Annotated in this window: 23 protein-coding genes, 1 tRNA gene and 1 pseudogene; 23 read left to right on the forward strand and 2 right to left on the reverse strand. The window is 25.8% G+C overall.

Features of this window, described 5'->3' with window-relative positions; genetic code table 4:
* The first annotated feature begins 11 nt into the window (after positions 1-11).
* The 19 genes and pseudogenes from rplF to AACK89_RS00640 all read left to right on the forward strand — a co-directional run bounded on the left by rplF (position 12) and on the right by AACK89_RS00640 (position 15,140).
* Entirely contained in the window at positions 12-566 is a 555-nt protein-coding gene (gene rplF / locus AACK89_RS00550; RefSeq protein WP_252319239.1) for a 50S ribosomal protein L6, read from the forward strand.
* A 30-nt stretch (positions 567-596) separates the two neighbouring features.
* Positions 597-947: a 50S ribosomal protein L18 gene (gene rplR, locus AACK89_RS00555; RefSeq protein ID WP_174480918.1), complete on the forward strand. Its 351-nt coding sequence runs from the start codon at positions 597-599 to the stop codon at positions 945-947.
* 18 nt (positions 948-965) lie between these two features.
* Positions 966-1,670, forward strand: coding sequence for a 30S ribosomal protein S5 (rpsE, locus tag AACK89_RS00560; RefSeq protein WP_338978585.1), 705 nt, complete (start codon positions 966-968; stop codon positions 1,668-1,670).
* Between the two features lie 9 nt (positions 1,671-1,679).
* Positions 1,680-2,123 (forward strand): 50S ribosomal protein L15, encoded by a 444-nt coding sequence (rplO, locus tag AACK89_RS00565; RefSeq protein ID WP_174480916.1) that lies wholly within the window; start codon positions 1,680-1,682, stop codon positions 2,121-2,123.
* On the forward strand, positions 2,124-3,482 hold the full coding sequence (secY, locus tag AACK89_RS00570; protein WP_338978588.1) for a preprotein translocase subunit SecY: 1,359 nt from the start codon (positions 2,124-2,126) through the stop codon (positions 3,480-3,482).
* Positions 3,483-3,491: 9 nt separating this feature from the next.
* Positions 3,492-4,157 carry an adenylate kinase gene (locus AACK89_RS00575; protein ID WP_281748525.1) on the forward strand — a complete coding sequence of 222 codons (666 nt, stop codon included), beginning with the start codon at positions 3,492-3,494 and terminating at the stop codon, positions 4,155-4,157.
* The gene (gene map / locus AACK89_RS00580) at positions 4,150-4,932 is read left to right on the forward strand and encodes a type I methionyl aminopeptidase (RefSeq protein ID WP_338975787.1); all 783 of its coding nucleotides are present in this window, start codon (positions 4,150-4,152) and stop codon (positions 4,930-4,932) included. The genes AACK89_RS00575 and map overlap by 8 nt, the downstream gene beginning before the upstream one ends.
* Entirely contained in the window at positions 4,932-5,252 is a 321-nt protein-coding gene (infA, locus tag AACK89_RS07645; protein WP_348774424.1) for a translation initiation factor IF-1, read from the forward strand. The genes map and infA overlap by 1 nt, the downstream gene beginning before the upstream one ends.
* Positions 5,253-5,273: 21 nt before the next feature.
* Positions 5,274-5,387: a 50S ribosomal protein L36 gene (gene rpmJ / locus AACK89_RS00590; RefSeq protein WP_174480911.1), complete on the forward strand. Its 114-nt coding sequence runs from the start codon at positions 5,274-5,276 to the stop codon at positions 5,385-5,387.
* Between the two features lie 24 nt (positions 5,388-5,411).
* Positions 5,412-5,810 carry a 30S ribosomal protein S13 gene (rpsM, locus tag AACK89_RS00595; protein ID WP_174480910.1) on the forward strand — a complete coding sequence of 133 codons (399 nt, stop codon included), beginning with the start codon at positions 5,412-5,414 and terminating at the stop codon, positions 5,808-5,810.
* 17 nt (positions 5,811-5,827) lie between these two features.
* Positions 5,828-6,220, forward strand: a complete 393-nt coding sequence (rpsK, locus tag AACK89_RS00600) for a 30S ribosomal protein S11 (RefSeq protein WP_252319229.1) — start codon at positions 5,828-5,830, stop codon at positions 6,218-6,220.
* An 18-nt stretch (positions 6,221-6,238) separates the two neighbouring features.
* Positions 6,239-7,207 (forward strand): DNA-directed RNA polymerase subunit alpha, encoded by a 969-nt coding sequence (locus AACK89_RS00605; RefSeq protein WP_281748527.1) that lies wholly within the window; start codon positions 6,239-6,241, stop codon positions 7,205-7,207.
* Between the two features lie 18 nt (positions 7,208-7,225).
* Entirely contained in the window at positions 7,226-7,591 is a 366-nt protein-coding gene (gene rplQ / locus AACK89_RS00610) for a 50S ribosomal protein L17 (protein WP_252319218.1), read from the forward strand.
* A 600-nt stretch (positions 7,592-8,191) separates the two neighbouring features.
* Positions 8,192-9,290, forward strand: a pseudogene (locus AACK89_RS00615) (IS3 family transposase).
* Positions 9,291-9,486: 196 nt separating this feature from the next.
* Positions 9,487-10,767, forward strand: coding sequence for an ankyrin repeat domain-containing protein (locus tag AACK89_RS00620; protein WP_338978590.1), 1,281 nt, complete (start codon positions 9,487-9,489; stop codon positions 10,765-10,767).
* 189 nt (positions 10,768-10,956) lie between these two features.
* Positions 10,957-12,381, forward strand: a complete 1,425-nt coding sequence (locus AACK89_RS00625; RefSeq protein ID WP_338978592.1) for a hypothetical protein — start codon at positions 10,957-10,959, stop codon at positions 12,379-12,381.
* Positions 12,382-12,581: 200 nt separating this feature from the next.
* Positions 12,582-13,424: an energy-coupling factor transporter ATPase gene (locus AACK89_RS00630; protein WP_252320168.1), complete on the forward strand. Its 843-nt coding sequence runs from the start codon at positions 12,582-12,584 to the stop codon at positions 13,422-13,424.
* On the forward strand, positions 13,400-14,278 hold the full coding sequence (locus AACK89_RS00635; RefSeq protein ID WP_281748539.1) for an energy-coupling factor transporter ATPase: 879 nt from the start codon (positions 13,400-13,402) through the stop codon (positions 14,276-14,278). Before AACK89_RS00630 ends, AACK89_RS00635 begins: the two co-directional genes overlap by 25 nt.
* A 13-nt stretch (positions 14,279-14,291) precedes the next feature.
* Complete coding sequence (locus AACK89_RS00640) at positions 14,292-15,140, forward strand: energy-coupling factor transporter transmembrane component T (RefSeq protein WP_338978593.1); 849 nt, start codon at positions 14,292-14,294, stop codon at positions 15,138-15,140.
* 457 nt (positions 15,141-15,597) lie between these two features.
* On the opposite strand, the gene AACK89_RS00645 is transcribed toward AACK89_RS00640, so the two are convergent.
* Entirely contained in the window at positions 15,598-16,836 is a 1,239-nt protein-coding gene (locus AACK89_RS00645; RefSeq protein ID WP_281749630.1) for an IS256 family transposase, read from the reverse strand.
* Positions 16,837-16,883: 47 nt separating this feature from the next.
* Positions 16,884-17,315: a hypothetical protein gene (locus AACK89_RS00650; RefSeq protein WP_338978594.1), complete on the reverse strand. Its 432-nt coding sequence runs from the start codon at positions 17,313-17,315 to the stop codon at positions 16,884-16,886.
* A gap of 612 nt (positions 17,316-17,927) precedes the next feature.
* Here AACK89_RS00650 and AACK89_RS00655 point away from each other — a divergent pair.
* The 4 genes from AACK89_RS00655 (at position 17,928) to AACK89_RS00670 (ending at position 20,011) form a co-directional block, all read left to right on the forward strand.
* Positions 17,928-18,004 (forward strand) — tRNA-His (locus AACK89_RS00655).
* A gap of 188 nt (positions 18,005-18,192) precedes the next feature.
* Positions 18,193-19,041 (forward strand): rolling circle replication-associated protein, encoded by an 849-nt coding sequence (locus tag AACK89_RS00660; protein WP_338978595.1) that lies wholly within the window; start codon positions 18,193-18,195, stop codon positions 19,039-19,041.
* A 438-nt stretch (positions 19,042-19,479) separates the two neighbouring features.
* Positions 19,480-19,767 (forward strand): hypothetical protein, encoded by a 288-nt coding sequence (locus tag AACK89_RS00665; RefSeq protein ID WP_281748544.1) that lies wholly within the window; start codon positions 19,480-19,482, stop codon positions 19,765-19,767.
* 49 nt (positions 19,768-19,816) lie between these two features.
* Positions 19,817-20,011 (forward strand): hypothetical protein, encoded by a 195-nt coding sequence (locus AACK89_RS00670; RefSeq protein WP_281748545.1) that lies wholly within the window; start codon positions 19,817-19,819, stop codon positions 20,009-20,011.
* Positions 20,012-20,088: the final 77 nt, after the last annotated feature.

Here is a 20,088-nt window from a genome sequence, read left to right on the forward strand (position 1 = left end):
GAGGAAACTATATGTCACGTATTGGTAACCGTATCCTTACCATTCCAGTAAATACTTCAATAACGCTAGATGCAAGTAACTTGTTAACTGTTACAGGAGCAAAAGGTTCTTTAAAAAAACTATTACCAAATGTTATTAAAATTAACGTTGATGAAGAGAAAAAAACAATTACTACAACAAGACCTGATGATAACAAAAAAAATAAACAACTTCACGGAACAACTAATTCATTAATTAATGGAATGTTAGTTGGTGTATCAACAGGTTTCATGAAAGAATTAGAAATAAATGGTGTTGGATATCGTGCTGCTGTCCAAGCTAATATCTTAAATTTAACATTAGGATATTCTCATCCTATTAAGTTTGAAATTCCGCAAGGAATTACCATTGTTGCTCCTAAACCAACAGTATTACAAATTAGTGGTATTGATAAACAATTAATTGGAGAAGTTGCAGCCAAAATTCGTAAATTCCGTAAACCAGAACCATATAAAGGTAAAGGAATTAAATATAAAAATGAACACATTCGTCGTAAGGAAGGAAAAGCTGCTGGTAAAGGTAAATAATCTTATACTGGCACTTAAGGAGAATAGAAAATGATTAATAAACAACAAGCTCGTAAAGTTCGTCATTATCGTATTCGTAGTAAAATTATGGGTACTAGTGAAAGACCACGCTTAAATATCTTTAAATCTAATAATAGTTTTTATGCTCAAATTATTGACGATACTGCTTCAAATACAATTATTGGTGTATCAACATTAACATTTAAAGATTTAGCATCAAAAAGCAATATAGATGCTGCTACTAAACTTGGAGAAACAATTGCTAATTTAGCTATTAAGAAAAAAATTAAAAAAGTGGTTTTTGATCGTGGTGGATATTTATATCATGGTAAAGTGAAAGCATTCGCAGAAGCAGCGCGTAGTGCTGGATTAGAATTCTAAAAAAGGAGAATTAAAAGTATGAGTTTAGAAAATAAAAAAACAATTATTGATGATAAAGAAAATACTGAAGTTCAAAAATCAGTAGCAAAACCTTCTGTTAAAGCAGAAGTAAAAAATCCTACTGGTAATGAAAATAAAATTAGACATACTAATTCATCACAACCAAGAAATAGCCACGATAAAAAAGAAAATAAAGTTCGTGAACCACGTAAAAATTTTGAACGTAAACCAAAAAATCCAAGTGAATTTATTGAAAAAGTGATTTGAATCAGAAAAATTAACAAAGTAACAACTGGGGGAAGAAGATTGCGTTTCTCTGCTGCTGTTGCTATTGGTAATGGTAAAGGAGTAGTTGGTTTTGGTATATCTAAAGCCAATGAAGTTCCTGATGCAATTAAAAAGGCAATTGAAGCTGCTCACAAAAATTTAACAACAATTACGATAACTAAAAACAGTAATTCTATTGTTCATGAAGTTAAAGGTAAATATTGTGGAAGTGAAATTTTATTAAAACCAGCTAAAGAAGGAATCGGAATTAAAGCTGGTGGATCTGCTCGTGATATTTTAGAATTAGCTGGTATTCATAATATTTATTCAAAAGCATTTAGATCTAGAAATAAAATTAATTTAGCTAGAGCAACAATTGCAGGTCTTGGCAATGTTAAACCAGCAGAATATTTTATAAAAAATAAAAATCTTACTACTAAGCGTAGTAATGGTTAGAGGTGGATTATGGAAACAACATTACATAACTTAAAACCAACACCAGGTTCTCGTAAAGACATTAAACGTTTAGGTAGAGGAACTTCATCTGGAAAAGGTAAAACGGCTGGTAAAGGGACAAAAGGACAAAATGCCCGTACCGGTGGTGGAACAAGACCCGGATTTGAAGGAGGACAAACACCACTATATCGTCGTATTTCAAAACGAGGGTTTACTAACTTTACTACAACCAATTATAGTATTATTAACTTAGAACAAATTGATTTAATTAAAGAGCATGAAATAACACCTGAACTTTTATTTCAATTAAAATTGATTAGAAGTAAAAAAGATGGTATTAAAGTTCTTGGTAAAGGTAAATTAACAACACCAAAAACAATTAAAGCTCATAAATTTTCAAAATCAGCAATTACTGCTATTGAACAAGCCGGAGGAAAAGCGCAGGTGATCTAAGTGTTCACAACAACCCGTGAATTAATAAAAAAGTATAAAGAAGTTATAATTAGAATTTTATTTACCATTTTTATTTTATTTATCTTTCGTGTTGGAGCATTTATTACAGTTCCAGGAGTAACTTTGAATGAAGATTTAAGTAGCAGTAATAGTAGTGGTATTGAATTCTTTAATTTAATTTCAATGTTAGGTGGTGGTGCTATTAGCAGATTTTCTGTTTTTGCACTTGGAGTGTCACCTTACATTACTGCATCAATTATTGTGCAGTTATTATCAACTGATGTTCTCCCTACTTTAACAAGATGAGCTAAATCAGGAGAAAAAGGTAAGAAAAAATTAGAGTTAATGAATCGAGTATTAACTGTCCCCTTTGCTATTATGCAAGGTTTTGCCACAATCTTTGGTTTACAATCTCAACATATTATTAGTGTTGATTGAAGTTCGGGATCGGCAGCAGCTGGACCAGAAGTTTTCTATTATGTATTGATTCCAGCTATTTTACTAGCAGGGACAATGTTATCATTATGAATGGCTGATCAGATTACTAATCGTGGTATTGGTAATGGAATTTCACTAATTATTTTTGGTGGAATTGCTGCTAATTTACCATTTAACTTAGCTTCAACTTTTAAGTATTGAGTAGGACCAGATACTAATAATGGTGTTATTTTTCAAGGGGCTTTAAAATTTGCTCTTTATTTTGCAGCCTTCCTACTGATTATTCTTGTTGTTGTATTCTTTAGTGAATCAGAGCGACACTTACCAATTCAACAAACTGGTAGTGGTTTAACTTTAAAGGGTGATAAAAGTTCTTATTTACCTTTAAAAGTTAACTCAGCTGGAGTAATTCCTGTTATTTTTTCTTCGGCACTAATTACTGCTCCAATGACAGTGGCGCAAATTGTTGATCAAAATAGTGGTTTTGCTAATTTTGCTAGAAATTATTTATCTTTACAGTCGTGGCCGGGAATTAGTATTTTTGCTATAATGACGATTATGTTTACCTTTTTATATGCACAAGTGCAAATTAATCCCGAACAAATGGCTAAGAATTTTCAAAAATCAGGAACTTATATTCCTGGCGTTCAGCCAGGGAAGGAAACAGAAATTTATATTAAAAGAATGTTAAATCGTTTAAGTACAATTGGTTCCTTTTTCTTAACTGCTGTTGCAGTAACCCCATTTTTAATTTCTAAATTTACTAATCTACCTTCTTCATTAGCAGTTGGTGGAACTGGATTAATAATTATGGTTGGAGTAGCACTAGATACAACAAAACAAATTAAGGGACGAATTACTCAACATTCATTCTTAAATTATAAGGAAAACAAAGATGTTAAAGAACACTTATGGTCTTAGGGGGTAACGATGAATTTAATTATTTTAGGTCCACCAGGATCAGGGAAAGGGACACAGTCACAGTTTCTGAAAGAACAATATAATTTAATGCATTTATCAACTGGTGATTTGTTTCGTGATGAAATCACAAAACAATCACCAGTAGGTAAAAAAGCTCAAACTTATGTTAATAAGGGTCAATATGTTCCTGATGAGATTACAAATGAGATTATTAGTAATACTTTAAAAGATATTAAACATAATTTTATTCTTGATGGTTATCCAAGAACAATTTCACAAGTAGCATCATTAGATAAAGTATTAACAAGTTTGAATGAAACGCTTTCAATGGTATTGTATCTAGATATTAATGAAGAAACAGTTATTAAACGTTTGTCTTCAAGAGTTACTTGTCCTCAATGTAAAGCAATTTATAATCTTAATTTCCTACCACCAAAGATTACTGGTATTTGTGATAATGATGGGGTAAAATTAATTAAACGAATTGATGATAGTGATGAAAAGACAATTATCAATCGTTTAAAAACTTACAAAGTAGCAACGGCACCATTGGTAGATTCTTATCAAGAACGTGGACTGTTAAGAACGGTGGATGCCAACCAAGATAATAGTGATATTAAAAAACAAATTAAATCATATTTATCATCATTAAAAGGAAATAAAAATAATGGTTAGCATTAAAAGTCAAAGTGAAATTCAAAATATCAAAGCCGCTAGTCAAGTTGTAGCACTTATTCATAAAGAGTTAGCAAAGATAATAAAAGTTGGAATAACTGGTAAAATGCTTGATAAAGTGGCAGCACAAATTATTAAAGAAAATAATGCTATACCTTCTTTTTTAAATTATCATGGTTTTCCTGCCACGATTTGTGTTTCAGTTAATGAACAATTAATTCACGGCATTCCTAATGATAAACCTTTTAAAATGAATGATATTGTGAAAATTGATGCTGGTGCTGCTGTTAATGGTTATCATGCAGATGCTGCCTTTACAATGTGTGTTGGTGGTAAACCAACACCAGAACAAGCAAAACTTATTAATGTGACTAAAGAGTCATTAAATAAAGCAATAGCAATTATTGCACCAGGAGTTAGAATTGGTGATATTAGTAACACCATTCAAACTTATGTAGAAAGCGAAGGCTTTTATTTACCAACATCATATACTGGGCATGGTATTGGTAAAAAACTCCACGAAGACCCAGCTATTCCTAATGTTGGTAAGCCCAACACCGGAATAAAATTGCAGTCAGGAATGACAATTTGTATTGAACCAATGGTTCAAACAACAACTGATAAAATTCTGGTTTTAAGTGATAAGTGAACAGTAGTTGCTGCTGATAAACAACAAACTGCTCACTTTGAACACACTATCCTAGTAACTAATGATGGATGTGAAGTACTAACAATACTTAATGAAAATCAAAAAAATAATGAGGAATGTAATTAATGGCTAAACCAAAACAAGTAGTTAAACCCAAAGTTCAAAAAGTAAAAAAAACTAATGATAGTACTATTGAATGTGAAGGTATAGTAATAGAAGTCTTACCTAATGCTAGATTTAAAGTAAAGTTGAATGAATATGACTTTACTCCTATTGTAAGACCATCGGGTCGTATGCAAACACATAAAATTAAAATTATCAAAGGTGATCATGTAAAAGTTGAATTATCAACTTATAATTTAACTGAAGGACGAATTACTTTTCGTAACAGAATGGCTACTACACATTTACCGATAAATAAAGATGATGAAAACAAAGAAAACTAATAGTTTAACAGGAGGAAAATGATGAAAGTACAAGCATCAGTTAAAAAAATTTGTGACAAATGTCAACCAATCAAACGTAAAAAACGTAATGTAATCATTTGTGAAAATCCTAAACATAAGCAACGTCAAGGATAGAAATATTAAGGAGGAAAAATAAATATGACATCAAATACTAACAATGCAAGTCGAAGAATTGCGCAAGTAAATATTCCTGGTAATCAACATACAGTAATTGGTTTAACAAGAATTTATGGAATTGGTCGCAGCAAATCTTCAGAAATATTAAAAGAACTAAAAATTGAAGAAACTAAAAAAATTAATGAATTAACAGAAAAAGAATTAAGTTCAATTAGTCAATTAATTGAAAAGAAATATAAAACTGAAGGTGAACTAAGACGTGAAGTGTCTTTAAACATTAAAAGATTAATGGAAATTGGATGTTATCGTGGTATTCGTCATCGTAAAGGATTACCAGCCAGAGGACAATCAACAAAAACTAATGCAAGAACTTGCAAGGGACCACGTAAAACGGTTGCTAACAAGAAAAAAGCAAGTTAATTAGGAGGAAAAAAATAATGAATATAAAAACAACAGTAAAGAAAAAAATTAAAGTTAATCCTAATTTTATTAAAGCAAAAGCATTTATTAAAGCAAGTTTTAATAATACTATTGTTACTATTACTGATCTTAATGGTAATGTTATTGCTTGATCAAGTGCTGGAGCAGTAGGTTTCAAAGGAACTCGTAAATCAACTCCTCACTCAGCACAGTTAGCAGCTGAAGCTGCAGGTAAAACTGCTATGGAACACGGAGTTAAAATTTTAAGTGTTTTTGTTAATGGAACAGGACCAGGAAGAGAACCATCAATTCGTAGTTTACAAGCAGTAGGTTTTGAAATCAAAGATTTAAATGATGTGACACCAATCCCTCATAATGGTTGTCGTCCACCAAAAAAACCAAGAAAATAAAGTAGGTGAAAATAAAACATGGAACAACAATTTTTAAAACCAAAATTTAGTTTAAACAGTGAAAATAGTGCTATTAATTACAGTGAATTTATTGTGAGTCAATTAGAACGTGGTTATGGAACAACTTTAGCTAATGCCTTAAGAAGAACATTATTATCTTCAGTACCAGGTATTTCTGTATATGCAATTAGAATAAGTGGTGTATCTCATGAATTTACTGCAGTTAAAGGTGTAATTGAAAATGTTTCTGAAATAATTTTAAATGTTAAGGACTTAGTTTTAGCCTTTGATGGTGATATTCAAAAGGACGAAAAAATTGCTAATTTAAAAATTAGTATTACTGGTGAACAAGATATTACTGCTGGAGATATTAGTTGTCCAACTGATGTTAGAGTAGTTAATCCAGAATTAATTATTGCTCGAACAACTTCAAGAAATGTTCTTTTTGAAATGGAATTAATGGTAAAGAAATCTCGTGGTTATTCTTCATTTGAGGAAAATAAAAAAGAAATTGCTAATAGTTCAGGCATTATTGCTATTGATTCAAACTTTTCACCCGTTGAAAAAGTTGATTATAAAATTGAACCTGTAACTAAAACATTAAAAGGTATTGAATATGAAAAATTAATTCTTGGTGTACAAACTAATGGTTCAGTTAAAGCAGCATCAGCTATTGCAATGGCAGCTAAAATTTTAATGAGTCATATTGAATTTTTTGTTAATTTAGATGATAATGTTAAAAACTTTGAAGTTATTTCAATTACTAATGAGCAAGAAAATAATGATTTAAACAAAGCCTTAGAAGAATTGAATTTAACTGTTCGTTCATACAATTGTTTAAAACGTGATGGTTATAAAACTTTGGGTGATATTGTAAGTAAAAGTTTAGATGAAATTAAACAAATTAAACATTTAGGTTCAAAATCAATTAAAGAAATTGAAGATTGTGTATCAAAACATAATTTAGAGTTTTCTATTAAAAACTAAGAAGGAGGATAAGAAAAAATGTCATATATTAACGATATCGGAAGAAATAGTGCTAAAGTAGATGCTGAAATCCGTAATTTAGCAAGTGAATTAATTGTTCATGGAAAATTAGTTTTGTTAGAAAAAAGAGCAAAAAGATTACAAACATTTATTGAACCTTTAGTAACATTAGCTAAACGTGGTGATTTGCATTCAAGAAGAATGGCAATTGCTAAATTACGTAAAATTACAACTAAAGAGCATCCAAAGGATGGTGTTATTCCAACATTATTTGGCAATATTGCTGAAAGATATAAAGACCGTAAAGGTGGATATACAAAGTTAATTAAAGTAGATAATAGAACTGGTGATAATGCGCCAATGGTATTAATTACTTTTGTTTAATTAAAAATATTAAAGCAAGAAAATTTTGGAAAGAGTAAAGCATTTTTATGTTTTCTCTTTTTTATATGGTTGACAATTTTAAATAAAATTGTATTTTTTAATACAATTATTGATAAATATTTTTTATGGTATTTTTATTATTTCAATGTTATATTATATATGTAAGTTTTATTTTATAATTAAAACTCCTTATTTTTATAAGGAGTTTTTAGTTTCTTTAATAAAAAGTAAAACTTATATATTTGATTGGGGTAGTATTTGGATTATTTGTATTTAAAACAATAATTATCAAAAAAATATCAGTCAATAATTAAAATTATTTTTGTAAAGAAATTTATTAGATATAGTAATTTTTAAATATTTATCTCAAATAAAGGAGAATAAAACATGAAAAAAATAATTATTGCTAATGCATAAGGTATTGTTGAAGAAAATCTTACTAAGGAACAAAGAGTACTTAATCATTCTAAATTTACTCCAACAGGAATTTTTGTAGTTAAAGGATCAAAAATAACAATAAAATTTGGATAGGTTACACTTTATTGGACACTAATTACGTAGACAAGTGAACAAATTAGTTAAAAGAAAGGAACTATAATTATGGCCAATATTAACTCATATACCGATGAATTTAAAAAACAAATAGTAGCTTTATATCAAAGCGGTAAGTCAGTGTCTTGTCTTGCTAAAGAGTACAATGTTACAAGAGCAGCTACTTATAATTGAATTAAGCAATTTACTAATTCAGGCAGTTTTAAAACTAAAGATAATCGTTCTATTGAAGAAAATGAATTAATTAAATTAAGAAAAGAATTAAAACAGTTACGAATGGAAAATGATATTTTAAAGCAAGCAGCACTAATAATAGGCAGAAAATAGAAATTATTGCTAAAAATAAAGTTAAATATAAAATTCGCACAATGTGTCGTTTTTTAAAACTTTCTAAATCAACATATTATTTTAATTTAAAGGAAAAAGAAAAAAACAAAATAATATTTATGATGAAGCTGTTATTAGTGCTTTTAAAGAAAATAAAGAAGTTTATGGAACAAGAAGATTAAAAGTTGTTCTAAAAGAAAAGAATATTTATTTGTCATGCAGAAAAATTAAAGAAATTATGAATAAACATAATTTAATATCAAAATACACTAAATTATCATTCAAAAATCATCATAATAAAGTCAACGATAGTCAAATAACCAATATCGTTAATAGAAACTTTAATAATAGGCTTAAAAATGAAGTTATTGTTAGTGATTTAACTTATGTTCAAGTTAATGGTAAATGAAACTATATTTGCCTATTAATTGACCTATTTAACCGCGAAATTATTGGACATAGTGTAGGTACTAAAAAAGATGCATCATTAGTACATCAAGCATTTATGCACTCAAATCGTTGTTTAAAAGATATTCAAATATTTCATAGTGATCGCGGTAATGAATTTAATAATAAAATTATTGATAAACTTTTACTAGCATTCAATATTAATCGCTCTTTAAGCAAAAAAGGTTGTCCTTATGATAACGCTGTTGCTGAAGCAACTTTTAAAACTTTCAAAATTGAATTTATTAATGATAAAAATTTTACATCATTAATCCAATTAAAATTAGAATTATTTGATTACATCAACTGATATAACAACATAAGAATTCACAGCACTTTAAACTACTTAACTCCAGTTAATTATCAAAAATAAATGTCTACCAAAAAATAGTCCTAAAAAGGGTTGCCATTCCAAAAGATTAATTAACTATGAATATGCTAAAGATGGAGATAGTTTAAAAGATTCTGCAGAATTAAAAAAGCTAGAATGGTTTTTAGAAGAATTAGAAAATATAATAGTAAATAATTATCATATTAATATTAGTTATAGATGTGCTAATTTTCTTATTATGAATGATGAAAAGGAACAATTAATAAAATTATTTAAAGTTAATGATTCAATTTTATTTAAAAGTAAATTAAGTTTTGCATTAGCAAAAAAATTAATTGAAGAAGGAAATATCAAAGGTATAAAATTATTAACTAATATTATTAGTTTAGAAGAAATAATTGATAATGAGAGTAATCTTTTTCATATTGCTGCAAATAATGGTCAAATTGATATTTTAAAATATTTATTATCAATTAATAAAGAATTAATTAATAATAAAAATAAAAATGGAGAAACACCTATTGAATGTGCTTTCGAATATGCTGCCAAACGTTTTATCAAATATGGTGAATTTGATAATGAAGTTATTGAATTTTTAATTAATAATTATAATGTTAATTTATTGTTTACTAATAATGAATTATGAAAATCATTAGATCCTAACTGAAATATTAATTCAATTAAAGGATGAAATATATTCCATATAGCAACACTTTTTGGAAATGTAGATATTGTAAAATTATTAATACAAAAATTAAATGATCAATCATTAATAAATTATGTAGCAGAAAAAATTGGTACTCCTTTACAATGTGCAATTATAGGTGCTAGTGTTGACACAACGGGCTTACCTAAAGAGGGAATGCCTTGAGTTAATCCATTAGGTTACTTTAGATTTATATCAAATAATGATATGGGTATAAAGGACAGTAGAACTAAAATTTTAGTTGAAAATTATAAAGAAATTGTAAAAACATTGCTTTCTATTTTATCTTATGATCAAATTAATTCTAAGGACACTGAAGGAGATAGTCCAATTCATGATTGTGTACTAAGATCTAATGTTGAATTATTAAAATTAGTATTAAACGCAGGTGCTGAAATAAATATACAAAATAATTTAGGATATACTCCCTTGCATCAAGCAGTTCTTTATTCTAGATTTGAAGTAATAGAAGAACTGTTACAAATACCTAATATTGATTTAACAATAAAAGATAAAACTGGATTAACTGCATATGATTTAATTGTGAAAAAAAGTAATAGAAAAGATAAAATTAAAATAATGAATTTAATAGAAAATTATCTCTTAAGTAAAAATATTAAATTTGAACGTTTTGTTGAAGTTATTATTGATAATAATATATCTGATACTAATAGTTATTATGATGAGGTTGATACTGTTTCCTTATTAAGTAATGATGATACAAGTGATGTAGACAGTATAATTTGAGAATCTAATAATAATTTTCCAGATAGTTTAATTACTGATACTTTTTCTTATACAACAAGATTTTAGTGTTTAAAAATAAACTTTTTTAATAATTCTTAAATATTTTATAAAAATTTAAAAGTGTTATCTAGCAAGTATAATATATATTCAATAAAGTTTATATATAATATAGATGAAAAACTAAATATAGTTTTCAATCCATTATTTTTTTTTAAAAAAATAATCGATTTTTTTTATTTTGAAAGGAAGATTTTGATGCCAGTTACTAAACAAGAAAACCGTAAAAAAGAAAGTTCAGAAATAAAAAAAGTAATTAAAGCCTTTGAAAAAGAAATCAAAGAAAATGATAATCAAATTAAAAATGAAAAAAAAGAAATAAAAAAATGAGAAAAACTAAAATTAAATATTAATGATGAAAAAGAAGGTTTAAGTAAAGAAATTAAAAAACTTAAGATAGCTTTAAATGAAATTAAAAATAAATTAAAGGAAAAAAAAGAAAAAAATATTAAATATGAAGAAAAAGAGGTAAAGTTTAAAGAAAAAGATTTAATAAAATTAGAAAACTTAAGAAAAGAAATTGAAAATAAAGTTGAAGTAGAAGAAAAGCAACAACAACAAATACAAGAAAATATAACAAAATTAAAAGAAAATGAACAAGAAATAATAAATGAATTAGAAAAATTCAAAAAAAATGAGAAAGAAATGGAAGAAGAAATAGGTAAATTAAAAGAAACCATAGTTGATGATGATACTAATGTGAATCTTTTGATTAAAGAAAAAGAAAATGAAATATTAGAAGTAAGATTAAAAATTGCTAATTTATCTGATAGTTTAAAAAGAAAAGAGAAAGAAATAACATTATTAGAATTTGAAGAATTTAAACATAAACAAATTATTTTAGAAAATAAAGAACAATTAATAAAAGCAAATCATAAATTATATTCAAATAAAAAAACAGAAAATGAAGTTAAAATAGCAGAATTGGAGATCAAAAAAAACAAGAGAATTTGTGAAATATATGAATTACAGCATAAACTAAATATAGTGGTTATAGATGAAGCAAATATTAATTCAAAAATTTTAAGTTTACTTTTGACAATATGTAGGCTTGAAAAATCTTCTATAAAAATTGTCAAAGAAATTACAGAAAAAAAAGATGTCTTAAAACGAATAAAAAATAATTCATTAGAAGAATCAATAATAATTTCACCAGAAGAAAATGTTACTTCTACTCAGCAAAATGCAAAACCATGATTTAAACGTATATATAAACCATTTACTAAACTTTATAGAGGTAGTAAACAAAAACTTACATTAGTATATTATCAAAGAAAAGAAAAATCTTTAGAAGCGGAAATTAGGAAATTAGAAGCTGAAAAATTAAAAGATTTTTGAAATAAATTTTGATTACTTATGAGCTGTGGTTGTTATAATAATCATGGTAAAACAACAAGAAAAATAGAAGAAAAAAAACGAGAATTAAAAGATATTAAAAAAGAACTAGAAAAATTATCAAAAAATAATATTTCAAATAATGATCCGCAACCTTCAACTTCATCAGCAGTACCCAGCTCATCTAAAAGTTGAAGTGACAAATTATTGAAATCAACAGAAGAAGTAACAAAAAATGATTCTTTATTAAAAGAAAATTCTAAAAATCCGGATATTTCTTTACATTAATTTTATAGAATAGAAATTTATATAACTTTAATTTATAAACTAAATTTTATTAGAAAATGAACAATAATTTTACTTCAATTTTGAACAGATATTGTTCATTTTCCTCTTTTTTTATAATTTTTATAAATTATAAATTGATATATATAAAATTACTGTTATAATTTTACTAGCATAATATTTAAAATGGAGTTAGAAGTAATATGAGTAAATCTAAAATTTCATTAAGTTTAAAAAATGTTGAATTTCGTTATAAACCAGAATACAATAACGCTGTTGATAATGTTAGTTTTGATATTAATCATGGTGAATATATTACTATAATTGGTCATAATGGTAGTGGTAAGTCAACACTTTCAAAAATTATTATTGGTGTTTTACACAAACAAAAAGGTACAATTCAATTATTTGGTGAAACAATTACTAATAAAAACATTAAACAATTACGTCGTCACTTAGGTATTGTTTTTCAAAATCCTGATAATCAATTTATAGGTTCAACTGTTCGTGATGATATTGCTTTTGGCTTGGAAAATCATTTAGTTGAACCCAGTGATATGCCAGCAATTATTGACAGAGTTTCTAGGGCAGTGGGTATGGAAAAATATTTAGATCATGAACCGCTATGATTATCTGGTGGTCAAAAACAACGTGTAGCTATTGCTTCAGTTTTAGCTTTAGAACCTGATATTATTATTTTTGATGAGGCAACTAGTATGCTTGATCCAAAAGGTAAACGAGAAGTTAAAGAAATTATGTTAAAATTACAAGAACAACGCAATAAAACTATTATTTCTATTACTCATGATATGGATGAAATTATTAATGCCGATAAAATTATTGTTATGAATAAAGGTAAGTTAGTTCGTTATGGAACTCCATCTGAAATATTAAAAGAATGAGAGTTTTTACAAAGTATTCATTTAGATATTCCTTTTGTTTTAAAAGTATCGTTAGGTTTAAAAAATAAGGGGATTAATATTAATGAAACATTAAGTGAAGAGGAGTTGATTTCTAGCTTATGTCAATTAAATTCAAAGAAGTAAGTTATACTTATTCTCCAAAAACCCCTTATCAATATCAAGCATTAAAAGATATTACTATTGAAATTGTTGAACAAAAAATAGTTGCTATTATTGGTGAAACTGGTAGTGGTAAATCAACTATGATTCAACATATTAATGGTTTATTAGTTCCAATGGCAGGTTCAGTTGCCATTAATGATTTTATTATTAAGGCTAATCAAAAAAAAATTCGTGATATTAAAAAAATACGTAAACAAATTGGCTTAGTCTTTCAATTTCCCGAATATCAGTTATTTGAAGAAACTATTGAACGAGATATTATGTTTGGACCAGTTAATTTTGGTGAGAAAAAAGATAAAGCACGAGAGTTAGCAAAAAAATATATTAATTTGGTTGGATTAGACGAAACATACTTATCAAGAAGTCCGTTTGATTTGTCTGGTGGTCAAAAACGAAGAGTTGCTATTGCTGGTATTTTGGCATTACAAGGTCATACTTTAATTTTAGATGAACCAACAGCAGGACTTGATCCCGATGGTGAAAAAGAATTAATTAATTTATTTTATGATTTAAATCATAAAGAAAACAAAACTATTATTTTAGTAACTCATAATATGAATCATGTACTAATGGTTGCTGATGAAGTTATTGTATTACATAATACACAGATTTATAAAAAAGCAGATCCAATTACTATTTTTAGAGATAAAAAATTAATTACCGAAACCGGAATTGAACCACCAAAAATTTATAGTTTTTTATATAAATTAGAAGCAGCAGGATTTGATACATCAAAAATTACTGCTAGAAGTGATTCAGAATTAATTGACCAGCTATCAAAAATATTATCCAAAAAAAATAGCAATAAAAAGTAAGGAGTAATAAATAATGAAAGTTAGTTTTGGTCGTTATTTACCTTTAAATTCAATCATTCATCGTGTAGATCCAAGAATTAAATTACTAGTTTTAATTTGTTTAATTGCTTCACTTTTTTTTCATACTGGTTTTGAAGGTTACGCTCTTATTGGTTTTACTGTCATAACAATTTTCTTTTGTGCAAAATTACCTTTTATGATGTTATTAAAATTAATGCGTCCCATTTTATTTATGGCATTTATTTTATTTATAATTAACTGTTTTTTAACTGATGGCCCTAATGTTGGAATTATTTGACGTTGGCATGGTATTAAGGTATCATATAAAGCTATATTTGTTAGTATTTATATTGCTCTTAGAATTTATTTAATGATTTTAATTACAACAATTTTAACAACCACAACACAACCATTAGATTTAACATTAGCATTAGAAGATTTAATGTTACCATTAAAATTAATTAAATTTCCAGTACATATTATTTCAATGATTATTTCTATTGCTCTTCGTTCAATTCCTACATTATTAGATGAAGCCGGTAGAATTTTAAAAGCGCAAGCATCACGTGGTGTAGATTTAAAAAATGGTCATTTTAAAGAAAAAGTTAAATCGTTAGTATCATTAATTATTCCCTTATTAGTTTCTTCATTTCAAAAAGCAGAAGATTTAGCGTACGCTATGGATTCAAGGGGTTATGATCCACAAGGTAAAAGAACACGTTTTCGTCAATACCATATTGATTTTAAAGATATATTTTTCTTTATTATTGGTGTAGGATTGTTAGCATTTCTTATATCTTATACTTATCATCCAGAAATTTTTTGAAGAATTCCATTTATTGATGATTATTATTCACAATAATAAACGTATATGAATTAGCTTTACTAATTTTAAATGTTATTAATATTAAATTTAATTAAAAATTTTGCAACAAGAGTCATAATATTTATCATTTTTATTTTTTCTTATACTCACTATTATTTTTTTTAATTAAAAATTCTTAATTTAAATTTAAAATATATTAATAATTAAAATTAATTAAGGAGTAAGTCCGGTTGATAAATTATAATCATAAATATCACTATCTAAGTTACTTGTAACTACAATACTGTTATTTCATTCAACATTTTGTTGTGCTATTTTTTCACTAACTAACAATTGTTCAATAGCTTTATCTAATAAATTTAATTGATCTAATTCTAAATTATTTAATGCATTTTTTATAACTTGTTCATCATATACATCATCACAATTAAAATTACTTAAATCAAAAATTGAGGCTTTTTAATAATCTGTGTATCTTTGTTTTACAAAGTTACTAATTTAGATTAATTCTGTCTTCAAATTTTATCATAAAATGAGCAATTGCTGTATTTCAATTTTGAATAGGCAATGTTCATTTTTTTGTTATATTTTCAATTGCCAAGTAAAATATTTTGAAAACTGCCATATCATTAGGAAAAACTTTTTTATTTCTGATGATTTTTCGTAATTGACTATTAACAGATTCAATAGCATTTGTAGTATAAATCACTCTTTTGATTTCTACTGGATAACTAATAAAAACCATTAAATTATCTCAATTTTTATATCAAGATTTAGTAATTTGAGGATATTGTTTATTTCATTTACTTTCAAACGATTCTAAAGCTTGCATTGCTTGTTCTTCACTACATGCACTATAAATTGGTTTTAAATCTGCAACTAGACCTTTTCGATGTTTGTATGAAACATATTTTAAACTATTTCTAATTTGATGAACAATGCATAATTGATGTTCTGTTTTAGGATAAACTGATTGTATTGCTTCTGACATGCCTGTTAAATTATCACTACAAGCAATAAGAATATCATTTAAGCCACGATTTTTCATTTCTGTGAAATTAGATAATCAAAACTTAGAACCTTCATTTTCACTAATTCATAATCCTAAAACATCTTTTTTGCCTTCTAAATCAACTCCTAATGCTATATAAACTGATTTGTTAATAATCCGTTTATCTTGTCGTACTTTAACTACTATACAATCAAAATAAACAATAGGATAAATACTTTCTAATGGTCGATTTTGTCATGCTTTAACATCATCAATAACATCATCAGTAATTTGACTAATAACACTTTCACTAATATCAGCACCATGATATAACTCTTGCAACTGCATTCTAATGTCAGATAATGTCATTCCTTTTGCATACAAGGAAAGAACTTGTTGATCAAAACCATCAAATCTTCTTTGCCTTTTAGGAACTATTACAGGAGTAAAATTACTATTGCGATCTCTTGGTACATCAATTTCAATTTTACCTTGTTGAGTTATTAATTTTTTTGAACTTGTACCATTACGAGCATTTTCAGTAGTACTATGTTGATTTTTTTCATATCCTAAATAATTTTGCATTTCAGAATTCAACATTTTTTCAACTAATCTTTTTGTTAATTCTTTATATAAACCGCCAGGTTTAAAAACTGTTGTTAAATCTTCAGTATTTTCTAGTAATAAATCTACTGCTTTTGATATTGGATCATTATTATTAAAGTTATCTTTTTTAGCCATCTGTAACTCACTCTTTCTAGTCATTTAATTATATTTACTAGAATTAATTAAACATAGTTATTTTTGTAAGTTACACAGATTACTAAACATTTCCCAAAAATTTGTTTTGAACTAGAAACATGATCAGATTGCAATTCTCTTTCTTTTTCTTTAATAAGTTGATTTCTTTTTTGGTCATATTTTTTCTTTCTTACTTTTATTTCGGATCTTTGATAATATTTTTTCTTTTTTGCTTTTACTTCGGGTTTTTGATCATATTTTTTCTTTCTTTGTTTATTTTTTTGGTATCACATTTGATCATATTTTTTCTTTTTTGCTTTTACTTCAGGTCTTTGTCTATATTCTTTCTTTTTTGCTTTTACTTCAGGTTTTTGTTCATATTCTTGTCATTTTCTTTTTTTAGATTGTTTATTAACTATTTCTTCATTGGTTTGAAATGAAGAAATAGTATTAGTAACTATACTTAAACTATTATTCATGTTTTTTCCCCTAAATATAATTAAAGTTAATTTTATTTAAACTTTTATTATATATATTTTGCTATTTATTAAAAATAATATTTTTTGATACATAAAAATGCATATTATAACTTTTTCAAAGTTTTAATAATAAGATTAATAAGATATATAAATTAAAATTATATAAATTATACCAATTTTAAATGTTTTTTAAATCTGTAAATCAGGGTATTTGTTTTGTTTTTGGTGTTCTTAATTAAAATTAATTGAGAAAGGAATCAGTATATTGCTAAATTTTTAATCATAAGTATTAGTATCTAAATTACTTGTAAGTTAGTATTGTTAATAAAATTTGATTAATAAATTGATTTAATAAGATATTATCTATTACATTTTTATGCTTTTTATTAAGGGCATAAAACTTTATTTTAAGAGTATTTAAATTAATAATTAACCATAATTATTAATTTTAAATTGTGTTCTAATTGTTAATAGTAGCATTGTTTTTTTATTATTGTTACTGTTATATATGAAAATTAGATGATTATTTTTGTAGTTTTATGAAAAAAAATATTAAAAAATGATAAATTTATTGTATAATATTTAACGGTTTTACTTATAGAAACTAATATGGCGACTGTGGCGTAGCGGTCTAGCGCATCAGTTTGTGGAACTGACATTCGCGGGTTCGAATCCCGTCAGTCGCCCCATTTAATAAAATTATGTTTTTTACTACTCCTTTTTGGAGTTTTTTCTTTTTTAAATAAATATTATTATAAATTTATTAAGTATCACAATTCACCGCAAGATAATTTATTAATTATTTTGTTTTTTGTGTTATGATTATTTTGTTAGTAAAAATATATAAAATTAATAATACTGTCGAGGATTTTTATATATGCAAGAAAATTTTTATATTAAAAAAGTTTATTATGGTGCTTATGTTAAAAATATAGTTTTGCCTATGAGTGCTATTTTAAATAATAAGCGCAATGAAATTGGTATTAAAAATTTAGGGATTAATGATAAAAAATTACGTAATAATGCAATTCGGACTAAAACAAAATTAATACATAAAGCGTATCATAATTTTTATAATTCAAAAGTTTTAAGTTTTGTTACTTTGACTTATGCTGATAATATGCAAGATATTAATAAAGCAAAACATGATATTGCTATATTCTTTAAACGTTTAAAGCGTTGATGAAATGACCCTAAACGTTCTAAATATTTAGGTGAATTAAAATATATGTATGTTTATGAATATCAAAAACGTGGTGCTATACATTTTCATATACTATTTAATAGAAAAATACATAAAAGTATGTTACCACAATGATGACCATTTGGTTTTAATGATGTAAGAGTTGTTCAAAAAGGTACTAATGAAAATATAGTTAAGTATTTAAGTAAATATGTTGTAAAAGTACAAAATGATATAAAATCTCAAAATCAATATGATTTGGGTGTTCGTGCTTATGCTTTTTCTCGTAATTGTTCTAATCCAAAAGTAGTTAAAGGTCAAAAGATAATGTTATATCAACGTTTAATTGACGCTTCTGTTAATGCATTACATACACAATTTTTTAAAAAGAAAATTGATAATTTAGGTCGTACTATACTTTTTGGGGGTAGTTTTGATACTACTGTTTTTGGTGATAATTTTAAAGATTATGATGAATATCTTTCAATTGATAGTATTAGATTTAGGAATGCAATTAAATTTATACCGAAAATTTTACATTAAATTTTATTTTTAGAGTATTTTTCACATAAATTTCTGAGTAATTGTGTTTTTTCATTACTTACAGGATTTATATTATTTTCATATTTTTATATTATTGAACTTTTTTTCATCAAAATCATTTTCATTTAAACCATTGTTTCTTTTAACATAATAACAATCACATTTTTGCATTTTATCACCACCTTTTTATATAAATATTATAGTATTTTTATTTTTAATTAAAAATAAAATTTTGGTTAAAATACTTGTATATATATATATATATATATATAATGGTTATTGTCATAAAGATATTTATTGTGTCCTCGACAGACATTATTTTTCTTTATGGCGTTTTTTTGTTGTTTTTTTATTTTTTTATGTTATATTATAATTAATAATGTTAATTACCCGCATTATTAATCTGACTTTAATTAAGTCTCTGTCGAGGAGGTTAAGATGTATTTTTTATGTCAATTGACAAAAATTAGAAGTAATGAAGTAATTAAAGATGAGAAAAGTGGTAAGTCCAAAAATTATGATGTACTTACTTTTTCGCCGTTTTATGTTACTGATAAAGGTATTAAAATATCAACTGGTGAAAAGTCTAAGGATAAATGAGTTTTACATGATAGTGAATTATATACTAAACTTTCTAAAATGAATTTAAGTCTTGGTTCTTATTATGATGTTGAAATAACATGAGAAGCAAAAATTATTGATATACATAATTTAAAAACTAAATAGTTATTTATTATAGGGTAATTATTAAATAATTATTTAAAGGATTTAAGTTATGTCAAAAATTAATAATTGCGCTTGTGAACAACATTTTCATTTAGCAATGTATGTATGCAAACTTTGTGACCAAATTATTTGTCCAAAAAGAGTTTTACAAAATTTATATACTGGAAAATATTATTGTCCAAATTGCATATTAGATATTGCTTTGGTTAAACAAAAAGAACAATTACAACAAAAAGAAAATTAAAAACTAAATAGGGAGCATATTTATACTTTTTTGTGTACTTTGCTCCCATGTTATACAAATTAGTATAAATATGCTCC

This window comes from Spiroplasma endosymbiont of Panzeria rudis, assembly GCF_964019705.1.
Lineage (GTDB): Bacteria > Bacillota_I > Bacilli_A > Mycoplasmatales > VBWQ01 > Spiroplasma_E > Spiroplasma_E ixodetis_A.